Origin of the sequence: Roseiconus nitratireducens (assembly GCF_008629675.1) — a bacterium.
Classification (GTDB): Bacteria; Planctomycetota; Planctomycetia; order Pirellulales; family Pirellulaceae; genus Stieleria; species Stieleria nitratireducens.
The window spans coordinates 186,815-209,703 of record NZ_VWOX01000012.1 but is presented as its reverse complement, the minus strand read 5'-3'; the positions used below and the strand labels follow the sequence as shown (position 1 = coordinate 209,703).

Annotated in this window: 13 protein-coding genes; 4 read left to right on the top strand and 9 right to left on the bottom strand. The window is 60.9% G+C overall.

Going from position 1 to position 22,889, the window contains the following annotated elements; genetic code table 11:
* Positions 1-78: 78 nt before the first annotated feature.
* From FYK55_RS20430 to FYK55_RS20420, 3 genes are all read right to left on the bottom strand, one after another.
* Entirely contained in the window at positions 79-1,446 is a 1,368-nt protein-coding gene (locus FYK55_RS20430; RefSeq protein ID WP_150078311.1) for a polysaccharide biosynthesis/export family protein, read from the bottom strand.
* Positions 1,447-1,611: 165 nt separating this feature from the next.
* Positions 1,612-2,358: a hypothetical protein gene (locus FYK55_RS20425; protein WP_150078310.1), complete on the bottom strand. Its 747-nt coding sequence runs from the start codon at positions 2,356-2,358 to the stop codon at positions 1,612-1,614.
* Positions 2,359-2,919: 561 nt separating this feature from the next.
* Positions 2,920-7,320 (bottom strand): protein kinase domain-containing protein, encoded by a 4,401-nt coding sequence (locus FYK55_RS20420; protein WP_150078309.1) that lies wholly within the window; start codon positions 7,318-7,320, stop codon positions 2,920-2,922.
* Positions 7,321-7,519: 199 nt separating this feature from the next.
* Between FYK55_RS20420 and FYK55_RS20415 the strand changes: the two genes are divergently transcribed.
* Positions 7,520-9,760, top strand: a complete 2,241-nt coding sequence (locus FYK55_RS20415) for a GMC oxidoreductase (RefSeq protein ID WP_150078308.1) — start codon at positions 7,520-7,522, stop codon at positions 9,758-9,760.
* Positions 9,761-9,837: 77 nt separating this feature from the next.
* On the top strand, positions 9,838-11,691 hold the full coding sequence (locus tag FYK55_RS20410; RefSeq protein ID WP_150078307.1) for an alpha-amylase family glycosyl hydrolase: 1,854 nt from the start codon (positions 9,838-9,840) through the stop codon (positions 11,689-11,691).
* 380 nt (positions 11,692-12,071) lie between these two features.
* Here FYK55_RS20410 and FYK55_RS20405 read toward each other — a convergent pair whose 3' ends face one another.
* Together FYK55_RS20405 and FYK55_RS20400 are read right to left on the bottom strand one after the other, a co-directional pair.
* Positions 12,072-14,177 carry a prolyl oligopeptidase family serine peptidase gene (locus FYK55_RS20405; RefSeq protein WP_150078306.1) on the bottom strand — a complete coding sequence of 702 codons (2,106 nt, stop codon included), beginning with the start codon at positions 14,175-14,177 and terminating at the stop codon, positions 12,072-12,074.
* A 157-nt stretch (positions 14,178-14,334) separates the two neighbouring features.
* The gene (locus FYK55_RS20400; protein WP_201743757.1) at positions 14,335-16,758 is read right to left on the bottom strand and encodes a CehA/McbA family metallohydrolase; all 2,424 of its coding nucleotides are present in this window, start codon (positions 16,756-16,758) and stop codon (positions 14,335-14,337) included.
* 556 nt (positions 16,759-17,314) lie between these two features.
* Between FYK55_RS20400 and FYK55_RS20395 the strand changes: the two genes are divergently transcribed.
* On the top strand, positions 17,315-17,764 hold the full coding sequence (locus tag FYK55_RS20395) for a flotillin-like FloA family protein (RefSeq protein WP_161604651.1): 450 nt from the start codon (positions 17,315-17,317) through the stop codon (positions 17,762-17,764).
* 57 nt (positions 17,765-17,821) lie between these two features.
* Here FYK55_RS20395 and FYK55_RS20390 read toward each other — a convergent pair whose 3' ends face one another.
* Positions 17,822-18,535 carry a hypothetical protein gene (locus tag FYK55_RS20390; protein WP_150078304.1) on the bottom strand — a complete coding sequence of 238 codons (714 nt, stop codon included), beginning with the start codon at positions 18,533-18,535 and terminating at the stop codon, positions 17,822-17,824.
* Positions 18,536-18,862: 327 nt separating this feature from the next.
* Here FYK55_RS20390 and FYK55_RS20385 point away from each other — a divergent pair, with 327 nt between their 5' ends.
* Positions 18,863-20,233, top strand: coding sequence for a rhomboid family intramembrane serine protease (locus tag FYK55_RS20385; protein WP_235908847.1), 1,371 nt, complete (start codon positions 18,863-18,865; stop codon positions 20,231-20,233).
* On the opposite strand, the gene FYK55_RS20380 is transcribed toward FYK55_RS20385, so the two are convergent.
* From FYK55_RS20380 to FYK55_RS20370, 3 genes are all read right to left on the bottom strand, one after another.
* Positions 20,121-21,359, bottom strand: a complete 1,239-nt coding sequence (locus tag FYK55_RS20380) for an MgtC/SapB family protein (RefSeq protein ID WP_150078302.1) — start codon at positions 21,357-21,359, stop codon at positions 20,121-20,123. The genes FYK55_RS20385 and FYK55_RS20380 overlap by 113 nt on opposite strands.
* A 73-nt stretch (positions 21,360-21,432) precedes the next feature.
* Complete coding sequence (locus FYK55_RS20375; RefSeq protein WP_150078301.1) at positions 21,433-22,254, bottom strand: ParA family protein; 822 nt, start codon at positions 22,252-22,254, stop codon at positions 21,433-21,435.
* A gap of 134 nt (positions 22,255-22,388) precedes the next feature.
* Positions 22,389-22,724, bottom strand: a complete 336-nt coding sequence (locus tag FYK55_RS20370) for a hypothetical protein (protein ID WP_235908846.1) — start codon at positions 22,722-22,724, stop codon at positions 22,389-22,391.
* Positions 22,725-22,889: the final 165 nt, after the last annotated feature.

Genomic DNA, 22,889 nt, shown 5'->3' with positions numbered 1-22,889 from the left:
TCTGCCCGAGTCGGCGACGCGTTCGACGGGGCCGTTCGGGCCCCCGGACTTTTTCCGGAGGCCCGCCGATCGTGCACATCAGTTTCGGAACAGTTCGCTGACGCCGAAGGTGAAGAACGTTCCCAACCCGAAGTTCAGCAGTTCTTCGTGCGGCTTGAATCGCAGGATCAGCGTGTCGCCTGGCTGCACCAGAATGTTGTGATTCGAATCGTTCATTGCCTGTTGGACGTCCACCGCGATGTTGAAGGTTCGACCACAGGGCAGTTTTCGAATGATGTACAGCATGGTCGGGCTGGTTCCACCCAGGCCGCGAGCCAAGCCGCCCATTCCGCCACCACCACCGCCGCCGCGGCCGCCGGATTGCGAGTTCAGCAGGCCTTGTCCGGCGAGCGCCATGGCGCCCAGGACATCCAGGTCATAATCGCGCGGCAGCGGGAATTGGCCACCGGGCAGCAGGCCGCCGGTGTAGAAGAACTCCGTTTCACGCGACTGGACCATCACGATGTCGCCGTCATCCAGTTCGACATCGGAGGGCCGGATGTGGGGGACCTGTCCGGGTGGCAATCGCAACGGGATCCGGATCAGGAATCGCTCTTCGATCAGCCCGTCGTCCATGACGTAGGAGCCTTCTTCCAGAGGGATGTCCGATGCCGGTAGCAAGTTGTAGGGCATCTCGCCGGCGCAAGGGATCTCCCCGGCCATCAGCTGGTTCATGACTTCGTTGCGTCGCTGATAGGGGATCCGCGACGTTTTGAAGATCAGGACTTCATTCTTTTCGTTGAATCCAGGCAGACCCCCGGTCAATGTCAAAGCGTTGAGCACGTCGGACTGGTAGGTCGGCAACTTCAGGGAATAGCCTGCGGCGGTGCCGTCGGCGCCGACTGCGGCGCCCGCGTTGTAGCGGATGACGGTCACGTTGTTCTCACGCTCCTTCATCAGCGAAACGATCGGGTAGGTGTCTTCCGACCGGAGGATGTCGCGCGATTGGTATTCGTCCGCGATACGGGTGCGGGCCTCTTCGACCGTCATGCCTTCCACGCTGAACGGTTTCAACAGCGGCAGGTTGACGATGCCGTGTTCCTGAACCGCGACCGGGTAACCAAGTGACGGGGGCAGGTCACTGTTGCCATCGGGAAAGTTAACTGGGGGCGGCGTCGGAACCGAAGCGGGACTTGAGAATGGCATCACCCCTTCGATGTAAACGCCAAGAATGTCGCCTTCGGCCAGGATGTAGTCGTCGCCGGAGTGACGGGCCAGCATCACGACCGGAACCGGGACATATTCGCTGCGCCGAACGCCCAGCAATTCAGGTGGCAACCGTGAGGCCGGTGTTCCGTCGATCGGCGTCAAGATGCTGGAACAGCCGGACATCGCGGTGATCAGCATTGCCGTCGCCATCAGTGTGACTGAACGGCGCAGTCGCGGTTTTGAATTTCTGTTGAACATCCTGGCATCCCTGCCTTCGGTGAAAGTCGGCTTGCGCCGGGGGAATCGGTTGGTCCGCAACATGGGCCGATGATTTGTCAGCCTGGACGGGCGAATTCATCCGTTGAATTCGCGTCGGAACTTGGTCCGGAGACCGTTCAAGTTCCTGCCGTAAGCGGAAGTATTTTATTCAAAGGGGTTGGTCGTGATATAGGAAGGAAGCGAATCGGTGGCTTTGGTGGTATCCAGATCGCTCGGTGCTTGTGGAGCATCGATGGTTTCGGGCGCTGGCACGGGAGCGGGCACTCCTTCCGCCGGGACCGCCTCGGCCGGAATGGCTTCGATCGGGACGCCGTCACCCGGAATCGTTTCGACTTCGATCTCCGAGTAGGCGGGCAGCACGGGGTGGCCGGCCATCGGGCGGCAAGCGCACGCGGCGGCAATCAGATCGGGATCGATGGGGGCCAGACGCCATTTGTCGACTCCGTGGGCAACCGCCGATGCGTGCCCAAGGTGGTAGCCCTCGTACCACGGAACCGCGGCCGGATAGGTGTGAGTCAAGGTGTGCCGGCTGAGCAATGGGCTGGTCGGCATCGGCGGCGGGCAGCCGTTTCCTCCCAGTGCCGTTTCCGCGTAGGCAGTCACGAAGCCTTGCTTGACCTCGTCGCGACATGCGTTGTTGGCATACTGCGATGCGTAGCGAGTTGCCCACACGCGTCGCCCTTCGCGCCGGCCCTGACGTTCCAGCTTGTCCTGTTCTTTTAGCTGTTCGTAGGGCTCACAGGTGGAACGGATCATCTCTGGAATGCAGCTGCAACCTGCCGCGTGGGCCGTCAACAGGGCCAGCAGCGCGAAAGATTGAACGGATCGGAGCGATCCGGCTTTTACCGGTCGCGACGCACTACCGAGATTCGATCGATCATTGTGGGGCATGTTACCGCTCCTTCCTTGATGCTGCGGCCGGTCGAGTTGGCGTGGCGATTTGCCGGCGACACGCATCCGTTTTCGCCTAATGAACGGATGACCCCGGGAGTCCCGTCCATTCGGGTGTGTTCCGCGCCATTCCGTGACGACGGACTTGATTTACAAGACCTTCATTCGGACGACCGGGGGGCCGGGGCGCCCATTTTCGGCCGCGTCAGATTAACCCGTAGGACCAGACCGACTGCGACAACCGTTATGTCCGGTACGTCCGTTGTGACACGATCGGCGGGGCCGCGGTGCGACGACTCTCGTTGCCGGGCTCTGCCCGGGTACCCACTGTGGTCTGGCTTTGCCAGCCGGTTGGAATGGAAGCCTGGTTGGCAACGCGACGGGCAGAGCCCGTGGGGCATCGGGTTCCAAGGCGGGAGCCTTGGAACCAGGGAGGAATCTCATTTTCAGAATCTGCCAGCCGCACACGATGGAAGTTTGGGCTAGCAACGCGACGGGCAGAGCCCGTGGGGCATTGGGTTCCAAGGCGGGAGCCTTGGAACCAGAGATTGGGCCGGAAGGCTAAGGCTGTAGCGTGCGGGCGACGCGGAAGCCGTCGGCATTGGTGTGATGGCCTGCCGGATTCCAGTTCTCCGCCGACGACCCCAGGAAAACCGGGTCGGTCAGGTAGGTGCCGCCCCGCAACGCAAAATGATGGTGATTCTGGATTTCCTGCTCTTCCCACGCCCCCACCGGCTGACCGTCTTCGCTTCGGCGGTCGTGGCACCATTCCCAAACGTTTCCGTGCATGTCGAACAGTCCCCACAGGTTGGGGCGGAGCCGAGCGACGCTGCGGGAGTGGATCCCGGAGTTACGAAGCGACCACGCGTACCGATCGAGAAGTTGCTCGCTGTTGCCCAGTGCCCAGGTGGTCGTGGTGCCCGCTCGGCAGGCGAATTCCCATTCCTCCACCGTCGGCAAACGGTAACCGGACAGTTGCAGAGCGTTGCGACGAATCTTCATGCCCTGGCCGTAGTCACCGTCGGCGTTGGGCAGGTAACACCACTGATCTTGGGGCACCTTGTCCCGTTCACTCAGCCAATTGCAGAAGGCCGCCGCGTCGTACCAGGTGACCTCATGGACGGGACACTCAGCGGTTGGCGCCGCACGGCGATCACACGCCTGGTCCTTTCGGTAGTGTCGGAATTGTGTGAACGTGACCTCGGTGGCACTGATTTCGAATGGTTGGGCGATGACCAGAGATCGCGTTGCGCCGTCGGCAGCCGGGACGTCCAATTGTCCGGATGGGACAGCGACCATTTGTGGCCAGTCTGGCTTCGCGTCGGTCGCCACGTCGGCATCCCATCGACGCAGGGTCCAGGCGATTGCCTGGCGGGCTCCCTCGCTCGGTTCGCCCCGGTGGAATTGCTGCAGTCGAGGAGTCAGACGTGATTTCAAAGTCTTCGACCTCCGGTCATCGGGCAGATCACCCAACACCAGAGCGATGGCTTGGCGAACCGAGGCGTCCGGTTCCAATCCGGGATCGAGATGATCGGCCAGGCTGGAGGGAGCCACCGCATTGGCACCCAGGTTGGCAATCAGGTGCGACCGCAGCGTGGGATCGGGGCCGCCGCTCAATAGGGGCCAGATATCCGACCATTCTCCGGCAATCGCCAGGGCAGCGGCGACATTTGCGGTTTGTCGCGGATCGAGCGAAGGCGCTCCCTGCTCCTCGCCAGGCTGGTCGCTGACGGTCGAGTCGGCGTTGGGCGGTTGGAGCCGTGATTCTAATGAAGCAAAACCGTCGGGCGTTTCACCCACAAACTCCGCGTAGACTTCCGCGAGCGTCTTCAGTTCGGCCGGTTGGACGTTTTCGGCGATCAAGCCGGCGACCGCGGGCAGCAGATTTGCCCCCGCCGGGCGAAGCAGAGCGACCCATTCTTTGATCTCCAACGGATTCTCGGCTGTCATCTCCGTCAGGACGTCCTCGGCGACGGCTTTCCAGCGTTCATCTTGTGGTGCGAAGGCTGCCAACAGGCATGCGGCGCGGAGTCGTCGATCGAAGCTGGTATCCCGCTGCAGCACCTCCCACATCTGCGGCAACAATCGATCACGGTGTTGATCCAAGCGGGATCGAATCACCCGCAGTTCTTCGGGCTTGGAACGCAGCGCCCGTTCGAACAGCCAGTCGGCCTGCCCCGGTTCGGTCGGAAGCAACGCCAATCGGACGTGGAGTTCGCGCCGGTCGTCACCGGTGACTGCAAGGTCAGAGAGTTGATTGTGAAGGGCCGGTGAAACCCATCGTTGGTAGTCGGACATCTGATCGACCAGCGAGGGGACTTCACTGGTTGGAGCGTGCGCCAGGCTGTTGACCAACCGTGCTGACTGACGGTGACCATTCCACTGCCATCCGGCCCACAACAGTGCCGCCACGCCGGCGGCCAACATCAAACCGCGGGAGCTAAAGTATCGATCGGTGCGACGCATCATCAGCGTTTGCGCGTCGTTCCAGTCGCCGGGTCGCGTCAGCAGACGAAATCGGAGCCACTCCCACCAAGCCGGCAGCAAGCGGTTTTCCTGCCTGGATTTCCACAATGCCGTTCGCTCGGCAAGTCGAATTTCGGTCCGGCCGCGAAAGGTTGCTTGCTGTTTGCGCGTCAACCACTTCCTCAGTGACGGCACCAGGTAATCATGGGTCAGCTGGTAATAGGCCTGCGAGGATTCGTGCCGGGAAGCAAGGTTCTCGGCGGGCGTTTCAGCCGTGGCGGGATCGATCGAACTTGCGGGGTCGGTGGGAGCGATCAAGCGGACCTCACCGTCCAGCATTCGGATCAGTCGCTCAAAATCTTGCGGGCGGTCCTGGTAACCAGACCGCTGTTTCAGTTCCGAATAGGATTTCATTTCGCCTTTGATGTCCACCCCGGCTTCGGGAAGTAGAGCCTTCAGCAGGGCGCATGCGGCGGGCTGGTGGAAACGGTATTCGGGAGGCGCGTTGGACGATTCAAACGTTTGTTCCAGGAACGCAGCTCCCAGCCCGGTCGTCCCGCCCAGGGTTTCCAGTGAAGCGGGTGTCCAGGAACGGCTTTTCATCATTTCGGCAAAGAGCGCCAGACGCACACTGATCACCTTGCCTTCGTCGATCAATTCCGCGATTGCCAGTTCCAGGAATCGGTCCTGTTCGCTGCTGATCTCGGCGGGCTCGGGCAGTTTGCCATACGCTCTGCCGAACGCCGCCAGCACCCGCTTAGCATGATCGTGATCGAACAGGTCGACCATGCCGCTGTTGTGCCCTTCGGCCAACGGGATTTCCAACGCTCGGAAAAAGCGACTGATCGGCAGCCAGAAATCGTCCCGCACCAACAGCAGGCATTGCACGTGATTGCCATCACACTGACGCAACGCCGCAGTCAATTCGGAATGTTCCAACCGCTTGGCGGCATGCAGCCATTGCTCGAATTGGTCCAGGACGATCAGCACTTTGGGAACTCCTCCGGCAAGTTCTCCCCGCCGGATCGCCGCGACCGTTTCGGGCAATCGACGCGGATGCCCATCATCCCCGACGCGTTGGAGCAGCGCCGAAAGTAGATCGGATTCGGTTTGTCCGGGGGTCGCTTCAACAACCACCGACACGACGTTCGGCGACAGCCGGGGAAGAATGCCGGCTTTGACCAGCGACGACTTTCCGCATCCGGAAGGCCCATAAATCAAGCCCACCGGGAAACTCGGTTCATCGCCGGACACGTCCAGTCGATGTTTCCAAAATCGCACCGTCTCGGGCAGCCCCTGGCGGTCGCGGGGGCCCGGCAGCAGTCGCAGGAAAAAATCCGCGTCATGCGACTCAAACGATCGCAGGCCTTTGGGAATCACGTTGCCGCATTGGCTATCCGACCGCTCGCTGGGCGAGGTTTCTACCGTGATGGCATTGCGACTGGTATCGCTGGCGTGCGGCCCGGAGGTCACGGCCGAGTCGGCTGCCCAGGTTGCCTCGCTGGCGGAACCGCCTGTACTCAATCTGCCGGAACCCGGTTCGCCCGCGATAGAACCGCTGGGCGTTGACGCCTCGGACACGAAGTGCCGCAGATCCTGGGCCATGTCCATAGCGGTCGTGTAACGCTCCGAAGCCCGCTTTGCCAAAGCCCTCAAACAGATGCGCTCCAACTCGCGTGGAACGGCGTCGTTGATTTGTCGTGGCGGCTTGACCTCCTGCAATTTCACCTGCTCCAGGATTTCGGCTTTGGAGGTCGCCGAGACCGTCTTGCGGCCCGTCAGCAGCTCGTAGAGCACACCGCCCAGGTTGTAGATGTCGCTGCGTCCGTCGACGCGGTGACCTTCGCCGCGCGCCTGCTCCGGACTCATGTAGGCGTAGGTTCCGGCATAACAGGGGCCTTTGACGGCGTCTTGCTCCGAAAGCGCCAGGCCGAAGTCGACGACGCACGGTTCATCGCGGCCATCGATCAAGATGTTGCCCGGTTTCAGGTCACGATGGACCACGCCCTGTTTGTGCGCCGTGTGCAGGGCTTCTGCCACTTTCGCGATCAAGGTCGCCGATTGGTGAAAACCCAGGGGCGTGCGACTGATCCGGGTCCGCAAATCCATCCCCTCGATGTACTTCATGACGATGAAGCAGGGGTAATCTTCGGTCGTGCCAAAGTCGTAGACCGGGACGATGTTGGGGTGTTCCAGGTTGGCGACCGTTCTGGCCTCCCTCAGATAAACTTCCGCTGCGTGTGGCCGGGCGACCAGGTCGGCATGGGGCACCTTCAGCGCGACCCGGCGATTCAGTCGTTCGTCAAAGGCCAGGTAGACCACACCGAATCCGCCCTCGCCAAGTTGTCGCTCGATGCGGTAGCGGCCGATCGTCTCGGGGGCTTCGCCCAAGCCACGCATCCCGTAGGGTTGGGATCCGTCGCTAGATCGCGTCACGGAACCGTCGAGATAACCGGCGGAGTTGAAGCGAGTTTCGTCATTGTCATCCATCGACATTGCACTTCCGGTCGTCGGGTGATGATTAATGAATTCGGCTTCAGAAAACGCTAAATTCGGAGTCGTTCCAAAAGTCGAACTCAGAGGCTGATCCGAGCGACCGGGGCGGGCGGGGGCCCGAACTCCGAATCACGCGGTCCGGTTGATCAGCATCCGAGTTTGCAATTCAAGGGTGGTGCGTGCAGGGGGGAAATGGTTGATGCAGTCCAAGATTCTACTCAACGAGGAAGTGCGGCGCGGGTACCACAGCGGGTTATCCGGCAAAGCAAACCGGGCCGATCGAATCATCCCGCCGGCGGATCGGGGGACGCAGGACAAGCGGATCTCGTTCGAAACCTCCAAGTATCTCGGCGGTCCGTACAAGGTCACCCTGCGATCGAGCGCCAACGGCTGGACCGATCTGGAGGGCGAATTCGTCGACAACACACGCTGGGAATTCCTGCTGCCGGCCGCCACCTATTCGGACACTTTTTGGATGAAATTTGTGCTCCGCGATGTCGGTGCAGAGGTTGAGCCCGGTGATTTCTGGATGGCCGGGGACAACGTCGAAGTCCGGGCGGACGAACGGGAACGCCACTTCACCGACGCCAATGTCTTCTTCGGGTACGAAGTCAAATTTCGAACGTCCCGGTGGGTCCCCAATTTCCTGGTGACCCTGCGGAACAACGTCGACGGTTGGGGACGGGACCTGTTTGGCGTGTTCGCCGGCGACGCCTGGACGTTCTTGCTGGATCGCGATCTTTATCCCGAACAGGTGCAGACACGTTTCGCACTGGAAATGGGCAGGGAGATTTCGGACGAAACTTTTCCCCTGCAGGCCTCCCAGCAGTTCTACGAAGTCGACGACGGAGCCGTTTCATTTCCGGACCTGCCCAATAAATATCGCCACGGATACGACAATTTCGTCAGCCTGGAAAGTCGGCTGGAGCAAATGACGGTCCAGGCCATCGGACGGCCGGAGGATGAATTCGACGTGATCGTGATCGGTTCGGGGATGGGCGGAGGCTCGTTGGCCGACGCGCTGTCCGATCAAGGCGTCAAGGTGTTGGTCCTGGAGGCTGGGGGCCTGCATTTTCCCGTCCACATGAACGAATTGCCCCGCAGCGAAACCAGTTTCGTCGGCCGGGATCAACTGGGACATTTCAACAATCGCGGCGAAGCCCATTTCAATCCCGGCGTTCATTTCAACTTGGGCGGCCGGTCGGTGTACTGGTCGGGATTGATTCCTAGGATGCAGCCGTGGGAGTTCCGCGAATGCTGGCCCGTAGTGGTTCGCGACTACCTGCTGGACGGCGGCGGCAGCGAATCGGGCTACGAGAAAGCGGAAAAGTTGATGCGGAAACGCAAGACACTCGGGCGCTACCAGAACAAAGTGGTCGATCATCTCAACACCGTGTTGGGCGATTCAATGCACGCAATTGATCTGCCTCGCTCGCTGCACCAGCCCAACCTGAACGAGAACCTGTTGCTGGAGAACGTGATCGAACGCAGCACCGGAGGATTTTCCACGGCCGACTTGCTGTTGGATTCGCTGGGATTCAGTGACAAGGCCGGCAAGAACTTCTTGCGAGTCAATCTGCACCACCTGGTCACACATTTGGAAACCGAGGGCGATCGCGTGACCGGTGTGGTGTGCCAGGATTTGGTCGGAAACGTCCAGCGACGATACCGAGCTTCCTATGTCGTTCTGGCCTGCGGATCCATCGAGAGCCCCAAGCTGGCGCTGCAAAGCGAACTATCCGATCCGAATGAGAAGATCGGCCGCGGACTGACGGACCACCCAGCCTACTTCTACACGCGTCTGCACGAACTGCCGCGTTGCGGAGACCTCTGCTGGCTTGGTGATCCTCATGGCCATGCCAAAGTGATGTTGCGACACAATCACGCTTCGTCGGTGATGCACCCCTACAACATCGAACTGTTGATCAATGCCGAGTTTTGGGACACGCGTCACGCGGATGACGACCTGTGGCGACGTCTGGTGGACCGGGGCGAGACGGCGCAGGTTGAGATCAAATTCATCTTTGACAGCCCGTTGAACGAGTGCAATCAATTGACTTTCAACGGCGAAGGGAACAAGCCGGATGTATCCGTCGCATTGAACCTGCACGCGGAAGGCTACAAACAGGAAATCGTGGACATGCGGAATCAGGTGCTCGGCGCGCTCGGGGTCACCGGGCTGACGACGACCTACCAGTCGGAAGAATGGAGCGAGGGGATCCATGGCAGCGTGCATCACGCCGGAGGAACGCTGCGGATGAGCGACAACGGGACCGGTGTCGTGGACCAGAACCTGAAGTTCGAGGCCTATGACAACCTGTATTGCTGCGACGTGTCGGTCAATCCCAGCATCCCGGCGGCGAATCCGTCATTGACGCTGGTCGCGTTGTCACTGCGTTTGGCGGATAAACTTGTCGAACGTCTGGGCATCGCCAGTTAAACTGGCCCCCGCTCGAAGACTCGTCATCGGGCGACGCGACGACACGCTGCTCGATCGGGTTCTCAACGGAGCTGAACATGTCTGAACCGTCTTTGCGACCCGGTCTGGGAGCGATTCCCTACACCGGTGGAACCACGTTCCGCGTCTGGGCGCCCCACGCACCTTGGGTTCGCGTTGCGGGAACCTTCAACGGATGGGACCCCACTGCGACACCGCTTGCGCCCGAAGGCGGCGGGCATTGGTCCGCCGATGTCCCCGGTGTGGTCGTCGGAGATGAATACCGGTACGTGATCGGAGACCTGAATCACTGGCGGGTCGATCCCCGCGCGCTGGATGTGACCCACTCCGCCGGCAACGGTGTGGTCTGGAAATCGTCGTACCAATGGCAAGTCAACGACTTTGACATGCCACCCTGGAATGAACTGGTCGTGTACGAATTGCACGCCAAATCATTTCCGCCCCAACCGGTGCCGTCGGAGCAGGTTTTCCGCGCGTTGGCCCAGTCGTTGAACTATCTGCGGGAACTAGGCATCAATGCGATCGAGCTGATGCCCTCAAAGGAGTTTCCCGGGGATGATTCCTGGGGATACAACCCGACGCACGTGTTTGCCCTGGAGGACAGCTACGGCGGGCCGGATGCGTTGAAAGCTTTGATCGATGAAGCGCATCGCTTGGGCATCGCGGTGTTCTTGGACGTCGTGTACCAGCATTTTGGTGGGGATAGTTCCGGCGGCGGCGATTTAAAACATTCCCTATGGCAGTTCGACGGCTGGTTCCAACACGACAACGGCCACGAAATGGGCGGTATCTACTTTTACAACGATTGGCGGGCCCAAACGGAAGTCGGCAGTCGGCCCGACTACGGCCGCCAGGAAGTGCGCCGCTTCATCCGCGACAACGCCCTGATGTGGTTGGAAGAATACCGCATCGATGGCCTGCGGTTGGACAAGGTTTCCGGCATTCGCAACGCGCGGTGTTACGACGACGTTCCGGCAGATGATCCGACCAACTTGGGCGGGTGGGGCTGGAACCTGTTGCGGTGGATTAACGACGAAGTCGACCATCGGCAGTCCTGGAAGCCGATAATCGCCGAAGACATGCAAGATAATTCTCGGATCACCCAATCGACCTCGGAGGGTGGTGCCGGATTTGATTGCCAGTGGGACGCGAAGTTTCATCACACGTTGCGCGCTGCGCTGGTGACCGTCAATGACCAGGACCGGGACGTCGGTGCCGTCGCTGCCATGATCGGTCGTCGATTCAACGAAAACGCCCTTCATCGTGTGATTTACACCGAAAGTCATGACGAGGCCGGTGACCTGGAAGGGGATGCCGATGGCAAGCAGCGGCTTCCGGAACATATCTGGCCGGGAAACGCCGACAGTTGGCATTCAAAGAAACGGTCGACGCTGGGGGCCGCCGTCGTGTTCACAAGCCCCGGGATTCCGATGATTTTCCAAGGCCAGGAAATGCTGGAATGGATCCAGTTCTCAGGGTTCAGCCGGATGGATTGGACCAAGCGAGACCGTTTCTCGGGAATTGTCAATCTGTACCAGGACCTGATGCATCTGCGTCGCAACTGGTTTAACAACACCCGCGGACTTCGTGGGCACCATACCGACGTCTTCCACGTCAACCCGACCGACAAGGTGATTGCCTTTCGACGTCACGAATCGGATCAGGGTGGCCCGGGGGATGATGTCGTGGTCGTGTTGAACTTTGCCAATCGCGCCTACGCGGATTACCGCATCGGGTTTCCGCGCGAAGGCACCTGGCACGTCCGCTTCAACAGCGATTGGCAAGGTTACAGTCCCGATTTTGGCAATCATCACAGCGGCGCCGCCTACGCACATCCGGGTTGGCGCGACAAGCAGTCCTTCGAAGGGGGCGTCGGCATCGGGCCCTACACCGCGATCATCTTGTCTCAGTAGCCGCAAACAACCTTCACCCTCTCGCCAGGAACGTCGCGCAACTTCGTTTCACCCTTCTTTCCAAGCAGAGGCCAGCGCAGCGAGGGAGAGTTGTCCCACCTCTCGTTGAAGCGGATTGCTGTCGCCGCTTCGCGGCTGGTGTTTTAGGCAGCCGTTTCCGTCCGCTTGCGCCGACGGCAGGGAGCTGTCGTCGCTTTGCAACTGGAGTCAAAGAAAACTCCGTACTCGGAAAGCTGCACGACCTCCAAGTGGGAGGGTGAAGTTCGTTTCTGAGCGATCGCATTGGTCTCGATATCAAGGGGTTCCCGCAGACCGACGGCGAGTGCCGCGCCGCTGACGAGAGCACGCGGGCGACGACGGCATCCGACCTGTCCGACATCCTACGGTTTCCAGGACTCATCAAAGAATCCTGCACTTCGGACCTGGCCGGCGTCCCTGGCAGTCGCGCCCCGGGTGATGTCCAGGATCGCCCAATCGGGAAGCTTGGGCGTCTGTCGAGCGTTGTTCAGGTAATCGTACTCACGAAACGTGAATCCGCTGTTCAGGACGATGTAGCGATCCGGGTTCAGCGGGTTGGGATAGATCAGGACGACCGCGTGTCCCGCTTTGGGAACCTGTTGATCGCCCAAGCGAATCGCATCGTCGCTCCAACGGACCGGGAGCCGATCGGCGATCGACGCCAGCACGGTGTTGCTCTCGGCATCGCCAAACAGAATCAGGTGATTCTCCGCGATCTGCTGGGGCGAAAGATCGACATCCCGGACTTGGCGGACGTCGCCGCGGAAATGTTTTCGCCAATGGGTTTGTGCGTGCTTCAATTCGGATTGGCACCATGTTTCGAAGGCGCGGTCGCTGCTGGTCCCCGTGGGCGTGACGAACAGAAACGAATCCATGAAGGCGTCGTCGATCGGTCCCTGCAGCCCCGGGCGTTTTCGCAACGAAGTGTCTTTCGAGTCGGCAACCGCCCAGTGGCCACTGTCCAACTGCAGTCGGACTTTCCAGGAGCGATCCGAACCGACCGCGCCACCGGAAATCGTGTCGCCGTCGATCGTGATCTCCGGTCGTCCCGGAAACGCACCGCTCCATTGCCCGGCGGGGAAATTCAACGTCAGGTGGGTCACGTTGTTGGTTTGCACCGCGATTCGGCTGCCGGCGGCGTCCGAGGAAAGCGTCGCCCGCACCGTTGCCGGTTTCCAGTGTTGTTGCAAACCACGAACGTCCACCCAGTGCATCTTGTGGTACCGCAACATCGTCGTGGTGAAGTCCACGGTGGTGGGAAAGCGGGCATCGGCCGTTTGCGCCAATTGGTTCATCCGGCGTTCGATTTCAACTTTGGAATCGGGGTGGATTTTGTGCGCCGTTTGCGGACCGATGATGTGCATCAGATCGATGCCTTCATCGGCCAGCGTCGCTTCCATCACGTCAGCGGCCTGCTTCTGGCGGTCGATCTCTCCGCTGTAGGCGACCGTGGGGCACTGGATCAGGTTGCGTGCCCAGGGCGGGCAGTCATACCACTGCCACAGGGTGCGTTGGTAAGCCGGGGTTTGCGACAGGTCTTCGCCCTGAAACGATTTCAAGAACTCGGGGGTCTCCGAAAATCCCGCGCCGGGATTGGCCGCGAAGAATCGATCGGCATAGTGCGTGGCGAACTGCCAGCAGGCCGCGCCCCCCATCGAGAATCCGCGCGCACTGATTCGCGACGCATCCACCGGAAGGTGGCTGGCGACATGGTCCAACGCCTCCAGCACATCGATTTCCCCGGCGAACTTGAATGCGTTGCTGTAGCGTCCGTAGGGATGCAGGACAAAGGTGTCTTCGGGCGTGTATTGGCCGGCAGAGTTGCGGCCGCCCTGCAGGAAATTGACCTCGCTCAACGTCTCCCCGCGACCGTGAAACCACAGGTCCAATCGCCGCGGACGAACATCGGATGCGCCAAAACCGGCTGGAACGACCAGGGCGTAGGGTTGAAACGAATCGTCGATCTTGGAACGGTAGCCGCCGACGATCAATTGCCGCTGGTCACCCAATTGCTGCTGGTCCCCAGCGTCCAGGCCGACGACGTGTCGCCAATTTGCCTGCTGTGAAGCCTTCGTGATGCGCTCTTCGGCCAAGTCCAACAGCAAGTCGGCGGACGCGATGTCACGTTCGTGATGGAACTGGTCGAACTCCAGAGCCAGTTCGACCGCCCGCGGGAACACCAGGATTTCCGCGGCTAGATCGGTCAACGCTGCCAGCCGTCGCTCGTTTTCCGCTTTTTCGAATCGATTCCCCCGGCCCGCCCGGTCGTGCACTTGTTGCACTTGAGTGGACCAGGCTTCGCGAACCGACAGGCAACGTTGACGCAGATGTTCGGCTTGTTGCTTGGGAAGTTCGATGCCCGGTGGCGGGATCGGGCGGACGGAAGTCGCGTCGTTGTCCGCTGGACCATCGCCTCGGCAAACACCAACGAAGCACAAACAAATCAAGACAAAAAGGAAGCGGGTCATGGCGTGGGGGAAGGTGGGGGAAGGTGGGGGAGGAAGTGGAGAATGGACGCGGTGTTGAATGCGTCAAGGGACGTTTGGCCGGCCTGCGGGATGATCGTTTTGCCACCGTCACTGGGATGTGAACGTGCGGAGCCCACGCCACGGAATGCCGGTTGCGTTAGGGTTGTTGGCATTCAGCCAAGATGGAACGATACAGGTCCGTCGCCTGGTCGTAGGCGGCTTTGGCGGCGTCGCGTTCGCTCTCGCGGATCATCCCCTGTTTGGACTCCCAACACGTTTGCACCGCATCGATGCACCATTGGGCGCTCTTGGCGTTGGCCCGGATGGGCTGGTCAGCGACGTGCACGAAGATCGGATTGGTGTGGACCGATGGCAGGATGCGAACCGCGATCCAAGAGGATTGATCGATCTGCACGGGGATCGACAACTGGTTGATGTTGCCGTCCGCCTCGATCTCGCGCGTCGCGACGACTTCGCCGTTGACAATGACTTCCACGGGGACTGTCCGAGTGTTACCGATGCGGCACCGTTCCAAGTGCCAATAGGGTTTTTCATCCAGCCGCAGATTGCGAATCCGTTCGGTTTCATCGGTCGGTTCCGGCTTCAGCAGGGCGGCGACATCGAACGAGACGTCGATCGTTTCGGGTTGATCCAGGTCCAGGCGGCTGGGCGGCGAATCGGGCGATTGACGCTGGCCAACTTCCACACCACCGGCGGTGAAATCCAACACGTGACTCAAGCCGTCGCCACAGTAGCTGCGGCCGTCTTTCAGCCCCGCGATCCAGTTCTCGTAGTTCAGCGGAACGTCTTCGTCCAGCTTCACGTAGATCCGCCCCAATCCCACTCGATCGCCGTAGATGCAGGGGAAATCAGTTTCGCCGCTGATTCGGGAAGTCATCCCACAGTTCAACGTGTGGTACCAGATATTCAATTCCCAAATCGCCGGTGTGTCGACCGCGGAGATGAAATCACAAACGCCCGCGGCGGTGGCAACGATGTATTCGTTGGCGCCGATCCCATCAAACTTGGGCATCGCATAATCCGGCAAACTCTTCACGGCCTGGCCTTTCCATTCCGATCCGGCGCCACCCCATTTTCTTCCCGGGAATTGTCGGGATCCGTCCGGCATCCGATCCGGCAGGGCCAGCCCCCATCCGCTGTGGCTGTACCCGACCACGCCCCCTTGTTCCTGACCCCATTGCAGGACCGGAAGCGTCCAACTGGGCCAATCTTCCAGTGTTTCGGTGCCGGGATAATCGTCTTCGGACAGATTCAACAGACACAGGTGGCCGGCGTGGGAGCTCGGAAAGCCGCTGACTTCGACGTCATAACGCATCAAGTGCTGTGGGGTTGAGAGCGCCGACGTCTGGCCGTTGAAGAATTGCTTTTGCGTGTACCAGCACGGCCCCCAGCTGAGCACACAGCCGACGTTCAAGTCCTCGCCCAGCAGGTGCCGCATCATGTCTTCGGGGCCGACGCCTTCGGTGGGGCTGTCGTAGTGCGCACACCCGGCTGCGTGCACGTGGTGATCCCCGGAAAACCATCGTTGATCGGCGACGTGGATCCATCGCTCCAGTTGAAACTCGACTTCGTCTTCGCCGGCGTCGGAGACACTGATCCAAGTTTGAATGGGACGATACTCCGGACCCCGCGTGACCGTGACCTGGTATTCTCCCGGCGGCAGATAAACCGACTCACCGTCGGCGCGATACACCTGTTCGTGAAAGAAGAAGTCGGGCGCCAACCGCTTGGCCGGGTTGGGGTACACGCGACCAAAATCGTCCTTGATGATCAGCGACGCCATGGTGCCGCTGCCGTCGACGTCTTTGATTCGCAAACGCACGTCGACGGCGGGCTGACAATCGAACAGGATGGAGACGCTGTTTCGGAATCCGATGTCCTGGGTGCCTTGCCCGACGTTGAATGCCAGTTCGGCTTCACGCTTGCCAGCGTCGCGGCTGTACAGCAGGACGATCCGGTATTCCAGACTCAGCCCGCTCAGCCGCGGTTTTAGTGGACGCCGATTCAGCATGGAAACATCCAGCCAACGCTCGGCGGATTCGTCCGCATCGACCAGGTCTTGCTCGGTCCGCGGCCGCTGACGGGCGCCGCGTCCTTGCTGGTAGACCGGAGCGGCGTGTGGACTGCTGACGACCAGCTCCGGCGTGATGCCCGCTTCATTGTGAACCTTGACCAGGAAAGCTCGCCAACCCGATTGAACAAGCTGTTTCTTGACCGGTCCCTCTGCGACTTTGACGCGGCTTTCCGCATTGATGTTGATTTCGGCCAGACACAGCGGATCCAGGATTCGCTGGATTTCCAGCGAGGTTTCCTTGGGATCGGACTTCCGCCGCGCTTCGGCCAGGTCACGCAGCGTTTGTTCTTCCAACGGCGCGCCGGCAAACTCCATCGCTTCGATCAATCGGTCCGTTGCCGCGATCAGCGGCTGCTTGGGAACCCCGAAGACCGTGGTCAATTCGTCAGCTGCGTTGGAAGGCGACGGACCCGACAGGCCGATCAGACAACAGGACAGGCACACGGCGAAGATCATGCGCCGATGCGCATTCCGGACGACATTCATCACTGGCTCCGTGAGACGGCGGTGGGTTGGCGGAAGGGCGGGAATTGGGAACGCGGAGAACGAGAGCGGGCGGCCAAGCCGGCCGGTGGGATGGCTTGATTATGGTCGTTCCGATGGTCGTTGTGCGCCGGCGGCGGATGCTTCCGCCGATTTTTTCGTGCCAGCAAGCTGGCGTCTGTTGCGGAGGATCGTGCCGCGATCCTGGAACGCCGTGACGCGAAATCGGGTAGCCTAATAGTAGGACTGTGCTGCTTCTGTGGGTCAGTTGCTTGGCTGTCATGCATTCTCGGCTTCACCCTCCCGCGAGCGGGAGGGTCGCGAAGGAGCGTGCGACGACGCGGGGAGGGTTGTTGTTAAGTCATGCGTTCTAAACATTCGCTTCCGATTCTGACCCTCCCCGGAGCCTCGTTCCTCGCCTCCGACCCTTGTGAGCGGGAGGGTGAAGGTTGCGAGTGGTCACAAACGCAGAATGGAAGAACCGCTAGCTGAAGGTGGTGGGCGCGCCCGACGAGCGCACGGCGGATCGAGTTTCAATGAACGGGGAGCACGAGGGCAAATGTCTTGGGACCTGAATCAACCGACCGTTTGCCCAGTCGGGTTGCTTGCCGCGGTCGGTGGACCGAACCCGATAAAGTGGGGCTTGATCCTGTTCGGGATCTGTCTGCTGCTGGTTCTTTTGGGGATGTTCCTGTTCTTCGTGCGGCTGTTCCGTCTCTGGTTGCAAGCCTTTTTAGCGAACGCCCAGATTTCGGCACCCGAACTGGTCGGGATGATGTTTCGCCGAGCGCCCCTGGAGCAGGTGGTCCGTTGCAAGATCATGGCGGCGCAAGCCGGGCTGCCCTTGACCACGGCGCAAATTGAATCGGCCGCCCTGCAAGGTGTCGATATCGAGCGTGCAGTGTTGGCGATGATTCGCGCCAAACAAGACGACCTCGCATTGAATTGGGAAGACGTGATCGCCGAAGACACCGAGCGGCGTTATCGGTCCCGGTCGGATGGATCCTGATCCAACCAACGGCGCGCTCGCTGTGGCATCACCTGGTCTGCACCTTCGCTTGGCCGCTCATGCCGGCAGCGATTCCTCCGGGAGCGGTCCGGTGATCTCGGAGCGCATCCGCTGAAGTTCGGTGATTCGTCCCTGCAGCCGCGCGATTTCGCGATCAATCGAATCGACGTTCCGGGCATCGACGGGCATCAGCAAATCGCCTCGATTGGGATCCATCTTTCCGATGCGGTGCAGGATGGGGATCACGAATGAGATGGCTGCGACGACGATCGAATGGGCCGCGACGAATTGCCAGACGCCTTGGGAGTCAAATTCAAACACGATGATGGCCGACAGCAAGGCAGCCAATCCGTAAATGATCTGCCAGCTGATGAAGTACACCCAGCGAAACCGGCTGGGCAATTTGGCAATCGACAGCAGGCAAACATGGACCGTTGCAACGGTGAAGATGGAAACGATCCAGGTGCACTTCCAAAACTCGATCGCGTGGATCTCGACCCACATTCCCACCAGGATCAAGATTGCCGCGAGCAGTGTCAGCAACAATCCGGAACGGGGCAGCCAGTTTCGACCGCCGGGTGTTCGAGACAGGTCACACGCCAAGCCGCAAAGGCTGGCCACCGCCACGACCAGGGTGGTCAAAATCACTCGGACTTCGAACCAACCCCAATTGTTGCGCAGCACGACAATGATTCCCAGCAGCGCCGCCAGAATCACCGAGCCGATCAGGGCGTAAAGCAGGGGACGTTTCAGACGGCTGCTCGATTCCATCACAATCTCCGTGCGGCTTCTGATCCGCGAGGGTGGGCGCGGCGGGCGGAGAAAACGTCCGCGGGCGGGGTTACGACCGACGTTGGTGGCGGGCGCATTGCAAAAGAGCCTTCGTGGGGCGAAAACTTCGCCGAAACCTTCCACATTGTCGTCGATGCGTTCCAAGATTCGCAAGTTTTCTCAGAACCGTGCCTGACCGTTTCATCGCCTCCGGTCTCCAACCGCCGTCCGTCCTGGTGCCCGTCGAGTTGTTGATCGAGCGGTCTCGTTTTTTTAAGTCCCGAGCGTTTCGCGTTTTCACGCCCAAGGTCGTCGGCCTGGGAAATCATGATGTATGAACCGTCCGCGGGATCGGCTGTTGTATTTGGCACGCCTCGCCGCCAGGCTTGTCAGGAATCACGTTTGGTACTCAGTTCCGTCGGGATCCCCTCCGAGATCGTCCATCACGATGCGACGTGGTGGCTGGTTGTGGCGGCCGAGGACCGGGCCGCGGCGACGGACGAGCTGGCTGCCTACCGAAAAGAGAACGCGGCCGAAGCGGCGGAAGTGACGCCCCGGGTTCCGCAGTACGGAGGTTCCGTGATCGGTGTGGTGTTGTACGTGGCGACCGTCACGGCGATCGCGTTCCAAACGGCCCAGTGGGCATTCGGATGGGATTGGTTTCTGGCCGGTCAGATGCACGCCGGACTGACGCGAAACGGTCAATGGTGGCGGGCGGTGACGGCGTTGACGCTGCATTTGGATGCCCGGCACCTGATGTCGAACTTGGTATTCGGTGCCATTTTCGGATTCCTGGCCGGCCGGAATCTGGGCGGCGGAGTCGCTTGGCTCGCCATCCTGGTCGCGGGGGCCATCGGCAATGGGCTCAACGCGTTGGCCCAGCCTGCCGAGCACGTGTCGATCGGGGCGTCGACGGCGGTCTTTGCGGCGCTCGGATTGTTGGTGTCGCACGCAATGCGGTACTGGAGTTTGGCGCCCAAGCACCGGTGGCGGCGGTGGAGCCCGTTGATCGGAGGGACGGTGCTGTTTGCGATGACGGGCGTCGGCGGCGAACGCACCGACGTGTTGGCGCACGTGATGGGGTTCCTGGCAGGGTTGTTGATCGGCGCCGCGGTCAGCCGGCTTCCCGCCCGATGGTTGGGCAGTTCCCGCTTGCAGAGCCTTGCCGGGGGTCTGGCATTTGCGCTGCTCGCCGTCGCTTGGGCATGCGCGCTCGCTCGGGGACAGAAAGTCCGCACCCCTCGTTCCCAGGCTCCCGCCTGGGAACGCACTGTCTTGCCGGCTCTTCCGGTCGTTGTTTGCTGGTGGGCAGGCGGAGCCTGTGTTGCAGCCGGTTCCAAGGCGGGAGCCTTGGAACCAGGAAGGTTTGTTGCACCCCTCGTTCCCAGGCTCCCGCCTGGGAACGCACTGTCTTGCCGGCTCTGCCGGCCATTGTTTGCTGGTGGACAGGCAGAGCCTGTGTTGCAGTCAGTTCCAAGGCGGGAGCCTTGGAACCAGGAAGGTTTGTTGTACCCCTCGTTCCCAGGCTCCCGCCTGGGAACGCAATGTCTTGCCGGCTCTGCCGGCCCGCCAAGCACCAGCCCGATCACGGCCAGAAGATCAACACCAGCACGCCGCCGAGAAATGAGAGGCCGAACAGCACGGCAATCCGCCGGAGCAACTGACGGCTGCCCAGGAATGCCACGGCAAAGCCTTTGAAGACCAGGTTGGACATGCCGCCGACCAAGATCATTCGCCAACCCGTGTCGACGTCCAGCCGATCGGCCTTGATCATTCGCGCCGTCGATAGCGTGATGGCGTCCATGTCGGTCAATCCCGACAACGCGGCGACGCCGTACAGGGTGCGGTCACCAAAGTGCTCCTTGACGATTGCGACCGCGAACAGCACGGCGGCGTACAAGATGCCGAACAAGATCGCGGCTTTCAGGTCCGCCGGGTCTTCGGGTAACGGGATCTCACGATTCTTGTTCCGCGTGATGAAGTACAACACACCGCAGATCACGACCATGATCAACATCAGGGTTGCGATCGGCGGTACCAGCAGGCGCAACGTCTCCGGGGCCACGACGGCGATTTCTAAAATCACGCGGGCGAACACGATGGTCGAAGCGATCATGATCACCAAACTGGCCAGATTCGATGCCTCCGGTGACCGCTTCGCGTGGCGGCTGTTGCTGACGGTGGTTGCCGTGCTGGAAATCATTCCGCCGAAGATCCCGCTCAGCACGGTGCCGGCTTTGGCCCCCAAAAACTTTTGGGCCAGGTAACTGCCCACGCTGATGCCGCAGATCAGCACGACCATCAACCAGATTTCGTACGGGTTCAAGACGCCGTAGGGGCCGAACGCACGGTTGGGCAAGACCGGCAGCACGATCAGCCCGATCAGGACCAATTGAAAGATCGCCCGGATGTCCTTGTCACCGATCCGCTGGACGAACACGTGCAGCGGTTGTTTCCAGTGCAACAGCATCGCCACGCCGGCGCCCACCAGAACCGCCAGCGCGAACTGGTCGATGGCGACGGTCACACCGACGGCGTACATCACCAAGGCGGCCACCTGGGTCGTCAGCCCGTGAACCTCGTGACGTCCGGCGGATTTCATGACATTGACGACGACGATCATCGACGTCAGAGCAAGCACGCCTGCGATCACGATCCACTCTCCCAGCGAGGAGAGCAGCAGCCCCATCACGGTGCCGAACAGCGTGACCAGTGCGAAGGTGCGGATACCTGCGACGTGCGGCGCGCTCCATTCACGCTGGAAGCCGACCAGCAGGCCCAGCGCCAAGGAGATCACAAGTTTTTGAACGACCGACCATTCCACGGTCCGTCTCCGGCATGACGAAACAAAGGCAGGGGAGCAATCCAAGTTACTCGCACCGCCTATGCCGTGTGGCTCAGGCGGCGACGCGCGGAGCAATTTCCGCCGATTCTTCCTGGGCGATCACCTCTTCGGCCAGGGCTTGATAGTCGATCGATCCGTTGCTGTCGGCCGAGTAGTCGAAAATCGGTTGCCCGAAGCTGGGGGCTTCCGCCAGGCGGATGTTGCGGCGAATCCGCGTGTCGAAAAACTTCGCCTTCTGAAAGAAGTCTCGACCGCCCTGCGCCGCCTGGAAGAATTCGTCGATGTCGGTGCTGACTTCCGCGGCCAGACGCGTGTTGGAGTCGTACATGCAAAGCACGACGCCCGACAGACGCAGTCCTTCGTTCAGCCGCCGCGAGACGATTTCGATCGTCCGCAACAGCTTGCTCAATCCGTGCAACGCCAGGAAATGCGGCTGCAGCGGCAAGAAGACTTCGTTGACGGCAACCAACGCGTTGATCGTCAACACACCCAGACTGGGTGGACAGTCCAGGATCAAGTAGTCGAACGACTCCGGATCGTCGGCCAGTTTGTCGCGCAGGATCATTTCGCGTCCGACTTCACCGGCCAACTCCAGTTCGGCAGCGGCCAGGTCCAGATTGGACGGCACCACCGAAAGCTGGTCGTTGTAGTGGTGACGGGCTTCGGCGATGGTGGCGTCGCCGCACAGCACTTCGTACATGCTGGGCTGGTCCCCGACGGCGGTGATGCCCAGGTGCAGCGAGGCGTGCGCTTGGGGATCCAAGTCCATCAGGCACACGCGGCGGCCGCTACGGGCCAACGCCGCGGACAGGTTGACCGAACTGGTCGTCTTGCCGACGCCGCCTTTCTGATTGATCACTGCAATCGAACGCATGGTTTCGCTTCCTTTTCGATACGGGGGAGGCCGTGTTTCTGGATCGCCGCGGGCTGGTACGGTGTCTTTCGCGGCGGCCTGGCGCGGTGTCGCGGCGCGCTGGCGCGCGAAGCGTGCATCGCCCGCCGGCGACGTCACGCGGCTTTGCGTTGACCGTCACCGTGGCGGCGGACGCTTCGGTAGGCCAGCAAAACTTCGTGCAGGTCCGCGTCGATGACGACGGTGTCCTCCGCAAAGTCCTCCAGCCAGGTGCTGTTTCTCTCTTGGGCGTCGATCAGGAGCGGTACGATCGTCTTCAGCGGCACCGTGCGGGTCCGCCGTGGCCCCGTCCCGGCGATCAAGTCCAGTTCGCGGATCCAACGCGGATCCGGGTCGGAGCCTTGATCGGCGTGCGGAGGAAGCTCCGCTTCGGTTGCCGGGTCGGACCAAACGTTCCAGCCCGCGGGCAAAGAAGGATCGAAGTCGCTCATCCAAATCTCAGTCGAACGCATATTGATGGAGTTTCTGACGGACGCATTCAATCGCGCCCTGTGACCGTATCGACTTTGACGACTGGGGAAGTAAAGCCGAAATGGAGGATTTTGACGGTTCGTTCAGTTTCACGGGGGGCCGGCCGTTTTCCTGGCTCGGTTGAC